Origin of the sequence: Pseudovibrio sp. W74, assembly GCF_001623085.1 — a bacterium.
Taxonomy (GTDB): Bacteria; Pseudomonadota; Alphaproteobacteria; order Rhizobiales; family Stappiaceae; genus Pseudovibrio.
The window spans coordinates 182,344-196,322 of record NZ_LMCJ01000013.1 but is presented as its reverse complement, the minus strand read 5'-3'; the positions used below and the strand labels follow the sequence as shown (position 1 = coordinate 196,322).

General features: G+C 51.2%; 13 protein-coding genes and 2 tRNA genes. 10 read left to right on the top strand and 5 right to left on the bottom strand.

Features of this window, described 5'->3' with window-relative positions; genetic code table 11:
- Positions 1–54 precede the first annotated feature (54 nt).
- From PsW74_RS09900 to PsW74_RS09880, 5 genes are all read right to left on the bottom strand, one after another.
- Positions 55–131 (bottom strand) — tRNA-Arg (locus tag PsW74_RS09900).
- A gap of 74 nt (positions 132–205) precedes the next feature.
- A tRNA-Arg gene (locus tag PsW74_RS09895) sits at positions 206–282 on the bottom strand.
- A gap of 191 nt (positions 283–473) precedes the next feature.
- Positions 474–2,000: a HAMP domain-containing sensor histidine kinase gene (locus PsW74_RS09890; protein WP_063286849.1), complete on the bottom strand. Its 1,527-nt coding sequence runs from the start codon at positions 1,998–2,000 to the stop codon at positions 474–476.
- A 151-nt stretch (positions 2,001–2,151) separates the two neighbouring features.
- Positions 2,152–3,597, bottom strand: coding sequence for an FAD-dependent oxidoreductase (locus PsW74_RS09885; RefSeq protein WP_063286800.1), 1,446 nt, complete (start codon positions 3,595–3,597; stop codon positions 2,152–2,154).
- Positions 3,598–3,637: 40 nt separating this feature from the next.
- Positions 3,638–4,414, bottom strand: coding sequence for a VTT domain-containing protein (locus PsW74_RS09880; RefSeq protein WP_057462864.1), 777 nt, complete (start codon positions 4,412–4,414; stop codon positions 3,638–3,640).
- A 445-nt stretch (positions 4,415–4,859) separates the two neighbouring features.
- Between PsW74_RS09880 and rpmH the strand changes: the two genes are divergently transcribed.
- From rpmH to PsW74_RS09835, 10 genes are all read left to right on the top strand, one after another.
- On the top strand, positions 4,860–4,994 hold the full coding sequence (gene rpmH / locus PsW74_RS28330; protein WP_082596783.1) for a 50S ribosomal protein L34: 135 nt from the start codon (positions 4,860–4,862) through the stop codon (positions 4,992–4,994).
- A 62-nt stretch (positions 4,995–5,056) separates the two neighbouring features.
- The gene (gene rnpA / locus PsW74_RS09875) at positions 5,057–5,461 is read left to right on the top strand and encodes a ribonuclease P protein component (RefSeq protein ID WP_208981682.1); all 405 of its coding nucleotides are present in this window, start codon (positions 5,057–5,059) and stop codon (positions 5,459–5,461) included.
- 49 nt (positions 5,462–5,510) lie between these two features.
- Positions 5,511–7,322 (top strand): membrane protein insertase YidC, encoded by a 1,812-nt coding sequence (gene yidC / locus PsW74_RS09870; protein WP_057462866.1) that lies wholly within the window; start codon positions 5,511–5,513, stop codon positions 7,320–7,322.
- A 162-nt stretch (positions 7,323–7,484) separates the two neighbouring features.
- The gene (gene yihA / locus PsW74_RS09865; protein WP_063286799.1) at positions 7,485–8,135 is read left to right on the top strand and encodes a ribosome biogenesis GTP-binding protein YihA/YsxC; all 651 of its coding nucleotides are present in this window, start codon (positions 7,485–7,487) and stop codon (positions 8,133–8,135) included.
- Between the two features lie 283 nt (positions 8,136–8,418).
- Positions 8,419–9,345, top strand: coding sequence for an EAL domain-containing protein (locus PsW74_RS09860; RefSeq protein ID WP_063286798.1), 927 nt, complete (start codon positions 8,419–8,421; stop codon positions 9,343–9,345).
- 146 nt (positions 9,346–9,491) lie between these two features.
- Positions 9,492–10,379, top strand: a complete 888-nt coding sequence (gene argB, locus PsW74_RS09855; RefSeq protein ID WP_063286797.1) for an acetylglutamate kinase — start codon at positions 9,492–9,494, stop codon at positions 10,377–10,379.
- Positions 10,380–10,493: 114 nt separating this feature from the next.
- Positions 10,494–11,192, top strand: coding sequence for a pyrimidine 5'-nucleotidase (locus PsW74_RS09850; protein ID WP_063286796.1), 699 nt, complete (start codon positions 10,494–10,496; stop codon positions 11,190–11,192).
- 191 nt (positions 11,193–11,383) lie between these two features.
- Entirely contained in the window at positions 11,384–12,277 is an 894-nt protein-coding gene (locus PsW74_RS09845) for a LysR substrate-binding domain-containing protein (protein WP_063286795.1), read from the top strand.
- A 110-nt stretch (positions 12,278–12,387) separates the two neighbouring features.
- Complete coding sequence (gene dapD / locus PsW74_RS09840) at positions 12,388–13,239, top strand: 2,3,4,5-tetrahydropyridine-2,6-dicarboxylate N-succinyltransferase (protein WP_063286794.1); 852 nt, start codon at positions 12,388–12,390, stop codon at positions 13,237–13,239.
- A 200-nt stretch (positions 13,240–13,439) separates the two neighbouring features.
- Positions 13,440–13,898 (top strand): DUF4265 domain-containing protein, encoded by a 459-nt coding sequence (locus PsW74_RS09835; RefSeq protein WP_057462872.1) that lies wholly within the window; start codon positions 13,440–13,442, stop codon positions 13,896–13,898.
- The last annotated feature ends 81 nt before the right edge of the window (positions 13,899–13,979 follow it).

The window sequence follows — 13,979 nt, the reverse complement described above, 5'->3', positions numbered from 1 at the left end:
ATAAGCACAATTCATCTATCAGATGAAGCAGTTAAATTTTAAGAGAGAGAAGATTGGCGCACCGGGGAGGATTCGAACCCCCGACCCCCAGATTCGTAGTCTGGTGCTCTATCCAGCTGAGCTACCGGTGCGCTGTTTCTTGCGAACAAGAATTATGTATCGGCCTAGTGCTATCTAAACCACCCACTCTTAAGAGAAGAGTAAATGGCGCACCGGGGAGGATTCGAACCCCCGACCCCCAGATTCGTAGTCTGGTGCTCTATCCAGCTGAGCTACCGGTGCAGGCCGCGTTCCCTGCGGAACGGGGGTCTATGTAGCCGCCTTACTGGACCTTGGCAAGCGCTTTAGAGAAGTTTTTTAAAGTGATTTTGCGTTTTGGGGATAACAATTTCTGACTATCAGAACAAAGACGTAGGGCATTGCAGCCTAAACGTGAGAAAAGCTGCACTTGCACAGTACAGCTTTTCCAGAGATTAGCCCTTGCTGCGGTCAGCAGGGAATAGTCTCGTAATTTTTTCAGTCGCTTGTGCCCCATGCCGGTATGGCAGCTGGATTTTGAAACAAGCCCCGGTCGTCACATCTTTCTCCAATGTGATCTTACCACCGTGCGCCACAACGATCTCTGCTGCAATCGCCAGACCCAATCCTGTTCCGCCAACTTTGCCGGATGTCTGGAAGGCTTTGAACAACCCCTCCTGAGCTTTTGCAGGGATGCCTGGTCCCGTATCAGAGACATAGATAGACAGCATGTCATCTTTTACCTCTGAATGGATCTCAATCCTGCAAACAACACCAGACGCGCCTTTGGACGCTTCCATCGCTTGCACCGAGTTCCGGCAGAGGTTGAGCAGTACGCGGAATATTTGCTCAGGATCTGCTTCCAGCTCCTGCGTCTCCGGTACGTTGACATGCATCTCTATGCCATCAGCATATCTGGACAGGCCAAGAACCTCCTCCACATCGCGTAGAACCGATGCAAGGCGGATGACACGTAGCTCAGGAGCAGCTTCCTGTGCCTTGCCGTAGGACAGCACTGCACTGGTGTAGGCGGCCGCTCGGTCAAGCGTCGCAAGAATCTTGGGTGCAACACGTTGTACGGTCGGGTCCGGCAATAACTCCAGCCTTTCAAGGAACAACTGTGCTGATGCCAGCAAATTCCGCATGTCATGATTGATCTTGGAAACAGCTAGTCCCAACGCTGCCATACGGCGTTGCTGGTTCAATGTCTGGTTCAGAGACTTCTGCATGGACTGCAGCTGCATTTCAGCCTCACCCAGCTCATCCGTACGTCCGCTTGGCTTGATAATCTCCCGAGCGTTCTCAGGGGATTCAGCAAACCGCATCATGGAGCCAGTGAGCCGCTGCAAAGGACGCAACAGCAATGACCGAATGGACAGGTAAACGAGCGCGGCTGTCAGGCATGAGATGAGGAGAGATAACTGCAGAATGTTCAGAGCATACTTCTGCAAATCGTCTCGCAGCAAAGATGCTGGGAAGACCATATCCACTCTACCGCCTGAGCGCATATCAATATCGCCGATGACGCGTATCTGGCCGGTTCGCGTTCCAGTCAGAAACTGAAGGCTGCATCCGATCGCATCCCAGGGAGAATCTTGTGTCATGTCAATCGTTTTGGTGACGTTCATTTCTGAACTCTCCATAGCGATCAAATTACGACGTTCTCCAAAGGCAAGAGAGATGGCCTGAGCGCCCGTTGCTTCCAGTAGTTTGTGCTGGACCTGCGGAGACAGTGTCTCACTTTCTGACAACAATGTCGCAGCAACACCGCCGACTGCCAAACGGTCACTTAGCCAAGTGTTACGATAATTTGCAATTGAAGGTACGAAAATAAGAATTTCGCTGAGCATGACAAACGAGATCGTCAACATCAGGAGTTTGCCAGAGAGTCCCATGCCCCCGCGAAATAATCTGCGGTGTTTGCCTTTCGGAGTACCATCCGAGTTCAATTTTTTCGGTGTGACCTCTGTATCAGAGGTCACTCTCCCATTATTTTGAGCCATCCACCTACCTGATGAGTTGGTACACAATGATCGTGCAGCGCAGATTGTTGTTACGCGCTATGCCTTACTCATTTTTAGCAGATGACGTGTGTCAAGCAACACACTTCTCTCACAGCTGATCACAACTGCGTCATCCAAGCTTTCTCAGAAGCGCCAGAATTCTGCGGACCCATGGATTTTTGGGGGCATCCGCATAATACGTAAGTGCAGCCCTACGAATTGCTTCATTTAGTGTCGGGTACGGGAGGACCACTCCTAAGAGAGCGCCGACCTTCAACTTTTGAGAGATCATCAAAGCCAGCAGACCAATCTGTTCACCAGCGCCTGGGCCCACAATAGATGCTCCAACGAGCTGTCCTTTTCCGTTAGTCAGGAGCTTAACCTGGCCCTTACCTTTGCCTTCAGCAAGCGCTCTGTCGTTTCCGGAAAACTCTGCGGTCAAGATTTTCAGTTTATCGCCCAGCTGTTCGCGTGCTTGCTGCTCTGAAAGACCGACCTGCCCAATCTCAGGCTCAGTGTAGGTCACTGCAGGCATTGTTATGTTGTTATGGTTGACTGGCATCCGGAACAGGATTGAACGAATGACGAGTGACGCATGTGCGCCTGCTGCGTGTGTGAACTGCGGTCCACCGGCGACATCACCGATCGCATATACTTTACGGTTTGTGGTGCGTAGCCCGTCATCTGCTTTGATGCCTTTGCGGCTATACTCAATACCAGCGGCTTCCAAACCAAGAGAAGAGACGTTCGGGGAACGACCTGCCGCGATCAGCAGATGTGTGCCTTCAATGGTTCCTTCTGCTTCATCATCAACTTTAATAGCGACTTTTACGCCAGTGTCAGTGCGTTCAACACTGTTGACCTTGGTGTTTGCAAGGATCTCAACACCTTCGGACTCCATTTTCTGGATAACTTGAGCTGCATGAGCAGGATCGGTCACCGCCAGTGGACGTAGCGCTTCGATGACTGTGACACGGCTTCCCAAACGACGGTGAGCCTGTGCCATCTCCATGCCGATTGGCCCTGCGCCAATAATGATCAGGTGCTCTGGGCGTTCTTTCAGTTCAAACAGGTTTTCGTTGGTCAGGTACGGTATGTTTTCAATACCAGGGATCGGAGGGACCGCAGCGCTGGAGCCCGTGGCAATGACAAAGCGGCGTGCTTTGATGGCCTGCTCACCGACTTTGACGGTATCTGCGGAAGTAAACTCACCTGCGCCCTGAATGACGTGCACACCCAAGCCTTCGAAGCGTTCAACAGAGTCATGTGGAGCTATGGTGGCGATAACATCATGAACGTGATCATTCACCTTAGAGAAATCAATCTCAGGCTCTTGAGCACCAACGCCAAACTTTTCTGAGGACCGAAAGGTAGCGGCAGCTTTACCAGCTGCGATAATTGCTTTGGATGGGACGCAGCCATAATTCAGACAGTCGCCACCCATCTTACCCTTTTCAATCAGGACAACATCCACGCCAAAGGCTGCTGCAGCTGCCGCGACTGAGAGGCCGCCCGAGCCAGCGCCAATAACACAGATATCCGGGGTCAATGTTTTTGCATTATTGTTATTTGTCATCGAGAAAGTCCGTCATTTCGAAATTGATCTGGTCTGAGATTTATTTGCCGCGAAAACGCTGAACAATCGGCGGAATGAGCGCTACCAAACCTAGCGCTGCAAATGCCCAAATCAGCTCAGGCGTAATGAGTGCGGAAATCTCCACTTCACATGTACCAGCAGCCGAACAACCCGGATTTGCCTGCTCTTGCGCCAGGATCACACTATCCAGACCAGCCCCAACGAAGGCATAGGCGAAAGTGCCTGGAATGATACCGACGAATGTTGCGATCAGATATGTGCTCAACGGAACATGGAACAACGCAGGCGCAATGTTGACGAGCCAGAACGGAAACACTGGGGTGAGACGCAGAAAGAGTAGGTAACTGAACGCGTTCTTACGGAAACCCTCTGACATTTTATCGAGGAACGGCCCTGCTCTTGCTTTGAGCGTTGCACCAACCGAAGTTTTTGCAGCGATGAACAACAGTGCGGCACCAATTGTTGCTGCCAGAACGGTGAGCAAACCACCGAAGAACCAACCGAACAAAAAACCGCCTGCGATTGTAAGCAGGGATGCACCCGGGAAAGACAGAGCAACCGCAAGTGTGTACACGACGAAATAGATCAGCGGGGTCAGGATTGGGTATTCGGCCAGATAGCCAGAAAGCAGTTGCTGATTTTTGATCAGGTTGCTGATTGTGATTTGCTGATGCCAGCCTTGAGAGATGCCATAGGCGGACACGGCAAGGATAACAAAGAGTAGTCCCCAGCGTTTGATGAAGCCCAAAGCTCCCTCGGCTGGTGACTTGTTATCATTGTGTTCCGTGATTCCCATGTGCTTTTCCTTAGATGGTTTCAACGTTCAGACCTGAAAAGAACCGAAACCTCAGTGTTCTTGCCTAGTCTAGACTGAATAGGTTACTATGTTTTTTGCAGGCTCAATCGCCTAATGAATTGATGTCTTACAATTTTCATACAATCAGAAAGACCTCCGGTGTTATCACAGGTTCGTGCGTTACCCGTAGTTTCACTCTGTTTTGAATGAGGGGTAACGGCTCTACACGAGGCTGTGAGACAATAAAGAGTCAGGATATCGTAGATTCCGGCACAGCAATTATTGACTTGAAGCACGCACACTAATATAAGCGCCGACGAATAGGAGTGCGGATCCCCTGCGCAAAGTCCTGCAACTTGAATAAAGTCGCGGTGACTTCGGGGAGAAGACGCACAATCCAAATTAACGTTTAAGTTGGAGCCAACGGCTCTGCTAGGGTAATAAAATGAAGCGTACTTTCCAACCGAGCAACCTTGTTCGCAAGCGTCGCCACGGCTTCCGGGCACGTATGGCAACTAAAAATGGCCGCCAGGTACTGGCACGTCGTCGTTCTAAAGGCCGTAAGCGTCTTAGCGCTTAATCGCGACGTTGCGCGGCGGCATTCACTTCATATCCATTGAACAAAAGTTCCGCCGCAAAAACATGAAAACACTCAAAAAGCGCTCCGAGTTTCTTACCGTCGCAAAAGGCGGAAGGACAGCTCGGCGCGCTTTTGTGCTTCAAGCGGCTAAAACCCGCAGTGATGGCGACCCTCGAATGGGTTATACGGTCACCAAGAAAACCGGAAACTCTGTTGAGCGCAGTCGAATAAAGCGCCGACTTCGAGCCGCTGTTGCCTTTCTTGATTTGGATATCGCCCAGATAGGCGCCGACTATGTTCTGGTTGGCAGGAGAGCTGCACTTTCACAACCTTTCGAAGATCTTCTGAAAGACCTCAAAGGCAGTGTAAGAAATGCGTTCAAGCCTCGTAAACCTCGCCCTATCCGATCAAAACCGAACTCGCTGGCAAATTCTAAACCTCCACATGATAAAGTTGAGGCCAACTGACCAGTGATGACTATTTATTCCACCCTTTTGAAAATGAGTGATCCAGTCGATGAACGATAATCGCAATATGATCGTAGCGATCGTAATGTCGCTGGTTGTGCTATTGGGCTGGCAATATTTTATTGCCGGACCACAGTTAGAAGCTCAGCAGGAAGCGCAACAGGCGCAGCTGGCAGACGATGCACAACAAGCCGGTTCCAGCTCACCCGTTGCACTGCCTGAAGGTGCATCCGGTCAAGTGGCTGCTCCTGGCACCGATAGCGGGACCGCGGCGCAATCATTCGTCAGTCGCGCACAAGCACTGGCTGCATCTCCTCGCCTGACCATTGACACCCCTAGCCTCTCCGGCTCTGTCAATTTGCAAGGCGCGAAGCTGGATGACCTTCGCCTGAATGACTACCGTCAGACACAGGCCAAGGACAGTGAAACTGTTGTTCTTTTCTCGCCGAAAGGCAGCCCAGAGCCATACTACGCTGAGCATGGTTGGGTTGCGGATCCAGGTGCACAGGTTAAGCTTCCGAATGCTGAAACTGTCTGGACTGCAGAGACTTCTGGTAACCTGACACCGTCTTCCCCTATCGTTCTGAGCTGGGACAATGGCGAAGGGCTGGTGTTCAAGCGCACTTTCTCCGTCGACGAGAACTACATGTTCACTGTTGACCAGGAAGTGCAGAACAGCACTGGCCAGAACGTTCAGCTTTATCCTTATGGTTTGATTGCGCGTAACGGCGAGCCAGAAACCGCTGGCTTCTTCGTACTGCATGAAGGTCTTATCGGCGTTATCGGCGAAGAAGGCCTCCAGGAAATCAACTATTCTGACCTGATTGAGGATGGAAGCATTCGCCCAGGTCGCGCTAACACGGGTTGGCTCGGCTTTACTGATAAGTACTGGGCTGCAACACTGATCCCAACTCCGGGCACTGAGTTCCAGCCAAACTTCTCCTACAACGCCCGCACTCAGAACTTCCAGAGTGACTATCTTGGTGACGCGGTTCAGATAGCTGATGGCACTAAAATCACCAGCTCATCACTGCTCTATGCAGGTGCAAAAGTTACCAAGCTGATCGAAGGCTATCAGGCATCCTACAACATCGAAAGCTTCGATCTCATGATCGACTGGGGTTGGTTCTACTTCCTGACCAAGCCGATGTTCTGGGCAATTGACTGGCTCTATTCTCTGGTTGGCAACTTCGGTGTCGCTATCCTGCTTGTGACCGTTATTGTGAAGGCCCTGTTCTTCCCGCTGGCAAACAAGTCCTACGTCTCCATGAGTAAAATGAAGCTCGTGCAGCCGCAGATGACTGAGATCCGCGAGAAGTTCAAGGACGACAAGCAGAAACAGCAGCAAGCCATGATGGAGCTGTACAAGAAGGAAAAGATCAACCCATTGGCAGGGTGTTTGCCGATGGTCATTCAGATCCCCGTCTTCTTCTCGCTCTATAAGGTTCTGTTCGTTACCATCGAGATGCGTCATGCGCCATTCTTCGGATGGATTCAGGATCTTTCTGCTCCAGACCCAACCACAGTCTTCAATCTGTTCGGCCTGATCCCATGGGATCCGCCAAGCTTCCTGATGATTGGTGTCTGGCCTCTGATCATGGGTGTAACCATGTTCCTGCAGATGAAGATGAACCCAGCACCAGCTGAGCCTGCACAGCAGATGATCTTCAACTGGATGCCTGTTCTGTTCACCTTCATGCTGGCAACCTTCCCAGCTGGTCTCGTGATCTACTGGGCATGGAACAACACTCTTTCTGTTGCACAGCAGGGAATCATCATGCGTCGTCAGGGCGTGAAACTTGAGCTCTTTGATAACTTGAAGAGCATGTTCAAGCGCAAGCCTAAGGAAGAAAGCAAGTAAGCTTTCCTCTTTGAATAAGACTTCGAAAACGCGGCCTCAGGGTCGCGTTTTTTGTTTGGGGTTAACACCTTTTGTGGTGAAGCTTCACCGTAGCAAACATTAAGGCTGCGCTTTGGAAAACAGCACTCGACCAAATCGAGATTGCAGGTTAAAAGGCAGGGCATGAGCTCAGAAAAAGAATATTCAGCAGAACAACTGGAGGCGGGACGCCTTCTGTTTGCGCGTCCTTGGGATTTTATTACCAGTGTGAAAGAGATGCATCAGCTTCCTGAGCTGGATGGTATCGAGATCGCGTTTGCCGGTCGTTCCAACGTTGGTAAGTCCAGCCTGATCAACAAGCTCACCGGTAAGAAAACGTTGGCTCGTACATCCAACACACCTGGCCGGACCCAGATGCTGAACTTCTTTGGAGCAGAGCACTCCATCCTCAAGATTGTCGATATGCCGGGCTACGGGTACGCTGAAGCACCAAAAGGCATGGTCGATGCGTGGACATCACTTATTTTTGACTACCTACGTGGTCGAAGCACCTTGCGCCGTGTGTTCTCTTTGATCGACTCACGTCACGGCATCAAAAAGAACGATCTTGATGCCATGTCGATTCTGGACAAGTCCGCTGTGCCTTATCAGGTCGTGCTCACCAAGGCAGATAAACTGAAGCCAGGGCAACTGCAGCGCATGAAAGACGATACGCTGAAAGTACTCGCGAAACGTCCTGCTGCACATCCGGAAGTCATTGCCACCTCTTCAGAAAAAGGCAACGGTCTGGATGAATTGCGCGCAGAGATTGCGCAGCTGGTCAGTTACGGCTAATCAATTGCAGGTGCAGGGCTCATATTTCCCTGCGCCTTCCCCTTTCGGACAGCGGCTGCACAAACATATCCAGAACCCCTTGTCCATCCTGCAATTTGCAGAATTCCCCTTGTTCTCACGTTTTGCTGCCTTTTCCCCAGCCCGCCTTAACCTTTTCTTGACCTTGGGTCAATTTACCCCCCGAATATAGACAGGCCGTCGTCGAAGGGGAGGTCGTCGAATGTCTGGAAGAGACAAACAAGATTACAATCACAGTGCCAAAATCAGTCAAAGGGGGTGATGTATGTGTGCAACTCCGTCCCTCCGTCACCATTGGGCTCTTGTACCTGAGCATTCCATTACCAATGCGTTGACCTATGTGTGGCGTTTCATTCATGCGCTACCGACGTTGCTGTTGGCAGGGCTGAATTTGAAGAAGTGGTACAAGGCACGCCAGTTTGGGCCTACCCCACTGGAGCGTTCACTAATTTCTGCCTACCTCCGTGATGAGTTCGTGCTGCATTATCAGCCAATCGTCCGTGTGACAGATCGTAAGCTCGTTGGGGCTGAGGCTTTGATCAGGTGGGAGCACCCTGAGAGTGGATTGTTGCCCCCTTCCCGTTTCATCACAACCCTGTGCCGCAGTTGCCTTGGAAAGGACGTCGGTTACTGGGTTATCCGTGAGGCCTGCAAAGCACGCAGTGGATGGAGTAATCTTGTTGACCCTAGTTTCAAGATCTCCGTGAACATTTGCGGCAGGATGTTTGTTGATCAATACATCGTCTCCCGCATTCAAAAGATTTTACAGGACACTGGGACCCCCGGGCATTTCTTAGAGCTTGAAGTTACAGAACGGATTGATCTGGACAGAGCACCACATGCTATGGAGAACATGCGGAAGCTGCAGGAGATAGGTATCTCAGTGGCCTTTGATGACTTCGGCACTGGCTTTGCCTCTATGAAGCACTTGTTGGATTGCCCTGTTGACCGGATCAAGATCGACCGCAGTTTCCTATCTGGAGTGCCAACCTCTGCTGTTCACAGCACCGCTTGCGCTCATCTGATTGAACTGGCTCATTTGCTAGACATGGAAGTGACGGCTGAAGGTGTTGAGACGGAAGAGCAGATGCACTTGCTGGAAAGCAGCGGCTGCACCAATGCTCAGGGCTTTTTGTTCTCCCCTCCAGCGGGTGAAGACGGTTTTGCAGATTATTTGCGCGAGAGGCATTAGACAATTTCCTCGATTACTTGAGTAAATCCACGCAGGTGGGGATGACTGAACATTTGTGACGTGTTCATAATGCGGCTATATACTTCACACGCAGTCCGTATGATTTGCGTATCAGTCCTTTGTCTTCTCCAGGTGTACAAATCGCTATGAGTTTCTCGGAATCCAGTAATCGTGCGCACGTCATTGCCCAAGCTCTCCCTTATATGCAGCGCTATGATGACCGACGTGTTGTTGTAAAATACGGCGGCAATGCCATGGGAGATGACTCCCTTTCCCGCGCCTTTGCCCGAGATATCACTCTGTTGCGCCAGTCTGGTGTTCATCCGGTTGTTGTTCACGGTGGTGGTCCTCAGATTGGTTCTATGCTTGATCGTCTCAACATCAAGAGCGAGTTTAAAGGCGGCCTTCGTGTGACGGATCAGGCGACCGTTGAGGTTGTCGAAATGGTGCTGGCCGGCTCCATCAACAAAAGCATTGTGGCAGACATCAACCGCGAAGGTGGGCGTGCTGTTGGTCTTTGTGGCAAAGACGGTGACATGGTCACTGCACGTAAATTGCACCGCAAGCACCGTGATCCGGATTCCAAGATCGAAGAGGTTCTGGACCTTGGGTTTGTTGGCGAGCCCGAAGCAGTCAACGCTAAGGTGCTTGAGCTGATCCTTGAACGTGACCTCATTCCTGTTGTTGCTCCTGTTGCGCCGGGTCGTGATGGTGCGACTTACAACATCAATGCAGATACCTTTGCTGGTGCGATTGCGGGCTCTTTGAACGCCAAACGTCTGTTGTTCCTTACCGACGTTCCGGGTGTTCTGGACAAAGACGGCAAGCTTATCAAGCAGCTGACCCGTGCCGGTGCCCGGGCTCTTATTGAGGATGGTACAATCTCCGGCGGCATGATCCCGAAGGTTGAGACCTGTCTCGAGGCCCTTGAACAGGGCGTTGAAGGCGTTGTTATTGTTGACGGAAAAGTCGCCCACGCCGTTCTTCTGGAACTCTTCACCGACCACGGTGCTGGTACTCTGATCGTACCTTGATAATTGATACAGGGAGGCGAAAGACGCTCGCCTCTCTTGCTATCCTTATTCTTTCCTGTTTTGCTTGGTATCAAACAACACTTATCGGCATAGCTGATAACTGAACGGATAAGCATGACCAATTCCCCATTTGCCAGCGTTGAAAGCTGGGTTTTTGATCTGGATAATACTCTCTACCCTCACCATTCAAATCTGTTTGATCAAATCGATCAGCGGATGTCTGAGTTTGTACAAAAGCTCACCGGAAAACCGGCTGAGCAGGCGAGAGAGTTACAGATCTCCTATTACAAAGAGTATGGAACCACGCTTCGTGGTTTGATGCTTGAACATCACATTGAGCCCGATGAGTTCCTTGAGTACGTGCATGACATTGACCACTCTGTGCTGGACCCAAATCCTCAGCTTGCAGATGCGATCAACCAACTGCCGGGCAAGTGCTACATCCTGACGAACGGAACGCGGAAACACGCGGAATCTGTTGCCAATCGTCTGGGTATCACACAGCACTTCGAAGACATCTTCGGGATTATGGAAGCAGATTTAGTTCCAAAACCTGCTGAAGCAACCTATCAGCGTTTTTTGGAGAAAAACGGTATTCTTCCGCAGAAAGCAGCCATGTTTGAGGACCTTTCGCGCAATCTGGTTGTTCCAAACTCTCTTGGCATGCGCACTGTTCTTGTCATTCCGGACGGAACACGTGAGGTTTTCCGCGAAGATTGGGAGCTTTCGAGCGGCAGCGAGCCTCACGTGGATTTCGTGACCGATCATCTGGACGGTTTCCTCTATAATATCCTAGGGGAACTCAAGAATTAGAGCCATTCCATCAAAACACGAAGGTGCCCCGGTTTCGCATCTCAAACTCCTGTAGGGGCAGTTTCGGCTAAAAATTGCAATTTTTGCGCATAATAAGGCGCAAAGAGAAAAAATATCACGATCGTCTAGACGAATGCCTTTTTTCCCTTTATTGAGATTAATTCAAGAACTCATAAGGAAGGGCATTCGTCATGGTTTCACTGCGCGCGCTACACGCATTTTCACTGTTGGCCAAACACGGCCGAGCAGCTCGTGCCGCAGAGGATCTTGGCGTTACACCATCAGCCCTGACGCACCTGCTCCGATCATTGGAAAATGAGCTTGGCGCCGCGCTGGTTATTCGTGATGGCCGCGGACTTGCCCTGACTGAAGAAGGGCAGCGCCTGTCCTCCAATCTTGGCAACTCGTTTGACCAAATCGAGCACGCTGTTGAAGCCTTCCGGCGCAGAAGCCGGACTGAGTTGCGCATTTCTACCCTTTCTACAGTTGCAACACGCTGGCTTATTCCGCGGTTGCCAGACTTTCAGGATAAGCATCCGGATATTGAGCTGCTGATCTCGACGAGTATGCGCGTCGTGGACCTTGACCGAGAGTCCTATGATTGCGCAATCCGATTGGGGGATGGGGCCTGGCCGCATGTTGAACGGCATCAACTCTGGCAGGAAGATCTGGTCGTTGCGTTTGCTCCTCAGTTGAGTAACGGCGATCCGAACCCTGACATCAAGCTGCTTGATAAGCTGAAATTGCTGCATACCTCCTCCAGACGTGAAGACTGGCCGCGTTGGTTGAATGGCACTGGCCTGCCTCATCCGGACCAGACCTCTGGTGCGATGTTTGAAAGCCGGAACATGGCTATTCAGGCCGCTGTTGCAGGCATGGGTGCTATTGCGATTGATACCCGCTTTGTTGAACAGGAAGTGGCTGCAGGTCATCTGGTGGTTCCGGACTGGCCGCGCCTTTCTCTGGAAAGCGGCTATTGGTTTGTACGTAATGCGAACCGTCCTTTGACCCGTCCGGTATCTTCCTTCCACAAATGGCTGATGGAACAATCCCAGCAACCATTCAAGGCACATGAAGCAACCTAAATTGATACATGAGACAACCGGAAGTCTGAGAGTATTGACTTCTGGTTGGGGCTTGCGTACCCCTCGGTAGCTCTAATTCGAAACCCATTAATTATGAGAGTCTGCCGCCAATGAGCCAGATTGATCTTGCTGCCCTTGAGGCCACCATCAACGCTGCATTTGATGACCGTGACAACATCAGCACTGACACCACAGGTGACGTGCGTGATGCAGTAAACACCGCACTGAACCTTATGGATCACGGCAAGCTGCGCGTTGCGGAAAAATCCTCTGGCGACTGGATTGTTAATCAGTGGGCCAAGAAAGCTGTTCTGCTTTCTTTCCGCCTGAACCCAATGCAGATCATCAAAGGCGGTCCGGACGAGGCTCCCTGGTGGGATAAAGTTCCTTCCAAGTTTGATGGCTGGGGCGCGATCGACTTTGAAGAAGCTGGCTTCCGCGCTGTTCCAGGTTCCATTGTTCGTCGTAGTGCATTCATCGGCAAGTCCGCTGTTTTGATGCCTTCCTTCGTAAACCTTGGTGCATTCGTTGACGAAGGCACAATGGTTGATACCTGGGTGACTGTTGGTTCCTGTGCTCAGATCGGTAAAAACGTTCACCTTTCCGGCGGCGTTGGCATTGGTGGTGTTCTTGAGCCACTTCAGGCTGGTCCGGTTATCATTGAAGACAACTGCTTCATCGGTGCTCGTTCTGAGGTTGTTGAAGGCGTTGTTGTTCGTGAAGGTGCTGTGCTTTCCATGGGCGTGTTCATCTCCGCAACGACCAAAATCGTCGACCGCACGACCGGTGAAATCTTCTACGGTGAAGTTCCTGCGTACTCCGTTGTTGTTCCGGGCTCCATGCCAGGCAAACCGCTTCCAGACGGCACTCCAGGTCCAAACCTGGGTTGTGCGGTTATCGTGAAGCGCGTTGATGCACAGACCCGTGCAAAGACCTCTGTGAACGATCTTCTGCGCGACTAAGTTTTAGATCAGATGTGATCGATTAAAGCCGGGGCAAACACTCCGGCTTTTTTCTTGACTAACCGGTGCGGATTCCACGTGTTTAAACGCGCCTCTTAACCTAAAAACCGGCTCTGTTAGGCTATGAACACATTACCTCAAGATGCTTGTTGCTTCGCTGGAACGCATGAGTATATTGCGCTTAGAATTTGTGAGGCCCCATGAATAAGAACAGCAATCTGCACAAACTTGTCTTCCAGCTGGATCCACATGACTGGCACGGCATTGAGAGTGAAACTGTGTGGGTACGCTCGCTCGGTGGCAATCGCTATAAGCTTGAAAACACACCCTTCTTTGCTTGCGGCGTTGCCAATGGTGACGAGCTGCTTGCCAACCGGCAAAAAGGGCAGCTTGTTTTTGACAGGGTCGATAAGGCATCGGGTCATTCCACCTACCGGATCATGGTGGAAGAGACGACACAGCCGGAAGAATTCTCCAAGCAGTGGTCCAAGCTGGAAAAGCTTGGCTGTACATGCGAGGACATTGACGCTGACCCACCGCTGTTCAGCGTAGATATTCCGGCAAATGTCGACATCCACGTCGCCTATTCCATTCTTGAAGAAGGCGAAGGCCTTGGCATCTGGGCTTTTGAAGAAGGCCACTGCGGGCATAAGGTCTAGCGTTTCAGCCCGCTCAAACTGACAAGCACGAATATCACCGCTGGATCACCCCGGCGGTGTTTGTGTTTGAGGATCCCGTTA

What these genes read in the sequence shown, in the direction of transcription:
- PsW74_RS09885 (WP_063286800.1), bottom strand. Translation starts at nt 3,597, where the DNA reads ATGACAAATAACAATAATGCAAAAACATTGACCCCGGATATCTGTGTT.
- PsW74_RS09880 (WP_057462864.1), bottom strand. Translation starts at nt 4,414, where the DNA reads ATGGGAATCACGGAACACAATGATAACAAGTCACCAGCCGAGGGAGCT.
- rpmH (WP_082596783.1), top strand. Translation starts at nt 4,860, where the DNA reads ATGAAGCGTACTTTCCAACCGAGCAACCTTGTTCGCAAGCGTCGCCAC.
- rnpA (WP_208981682.1), top strand. Translation starts at nt 5,057, where the DNA reads ATGAAAACACTCAAAAAGCGCTCCGAGTTTCTTACCGTCGCAAAAGGC.
- yidC (WP_057462866.1), top strand. Translation starts at nt 5,511, where the DNA reads ATGAACGATAATCGCAATATGATCGTAGCGATCGTAATGTCGCTGGTT.
- yihA (WP_063286799.1), top strand. Translation starts at nt 7,485, where the DNA reads ATGAGCTCAGAAAAAGAATATTCAGCAGAACAACTGGAGGCGGGACGC.
- PsW74_RS09860 (WP_063286798.1), top strand. Translation starts at nt 8,419, where the DNA reads ATGTGTGCAACTCCGTCCCTCCGTCACCATTGGGCTCTTGTACCTGAG.
- argB (WP_063286797.1), top strand. Translation starts at nt 9,492, where the DNA reads ATGAGTTTCTCGGAATCCAGTAATCGTGCGCACGTCATTGCCCAAGCT.
- PsW74_RS09850 (WP_063286796.1), top strand. Translation starts at nt 10,494, where the DNA reads ATGACCAATTCCCCATTTGCCAGCGTTGAAAGCTGGGTTTTTGATCTG.
- PsW74_RS09845 (WP_063286795.1), top strand. Translation starts at nt 11,384, where the DNA reads ATGGTTTCACTGCGCGCGCTACACGCATTTTCACTGTTGGCCAAACAC.
- dapD (WP_063286794.1), top strand. Translation starts at nt 12,388, where the DNA reads ATGAGCCAGATTGATCTTGCTGCCCTTGAGGCCACCATCAACGCTGCA.
- PsW74_RS09835 (WP_057462872.1), top strand. Translation starts at nt 13,440, where the DNA reads ATGAATAAGAACAGCAATCTGCACAAACTTGTCTTCCAGCTGGATCCA.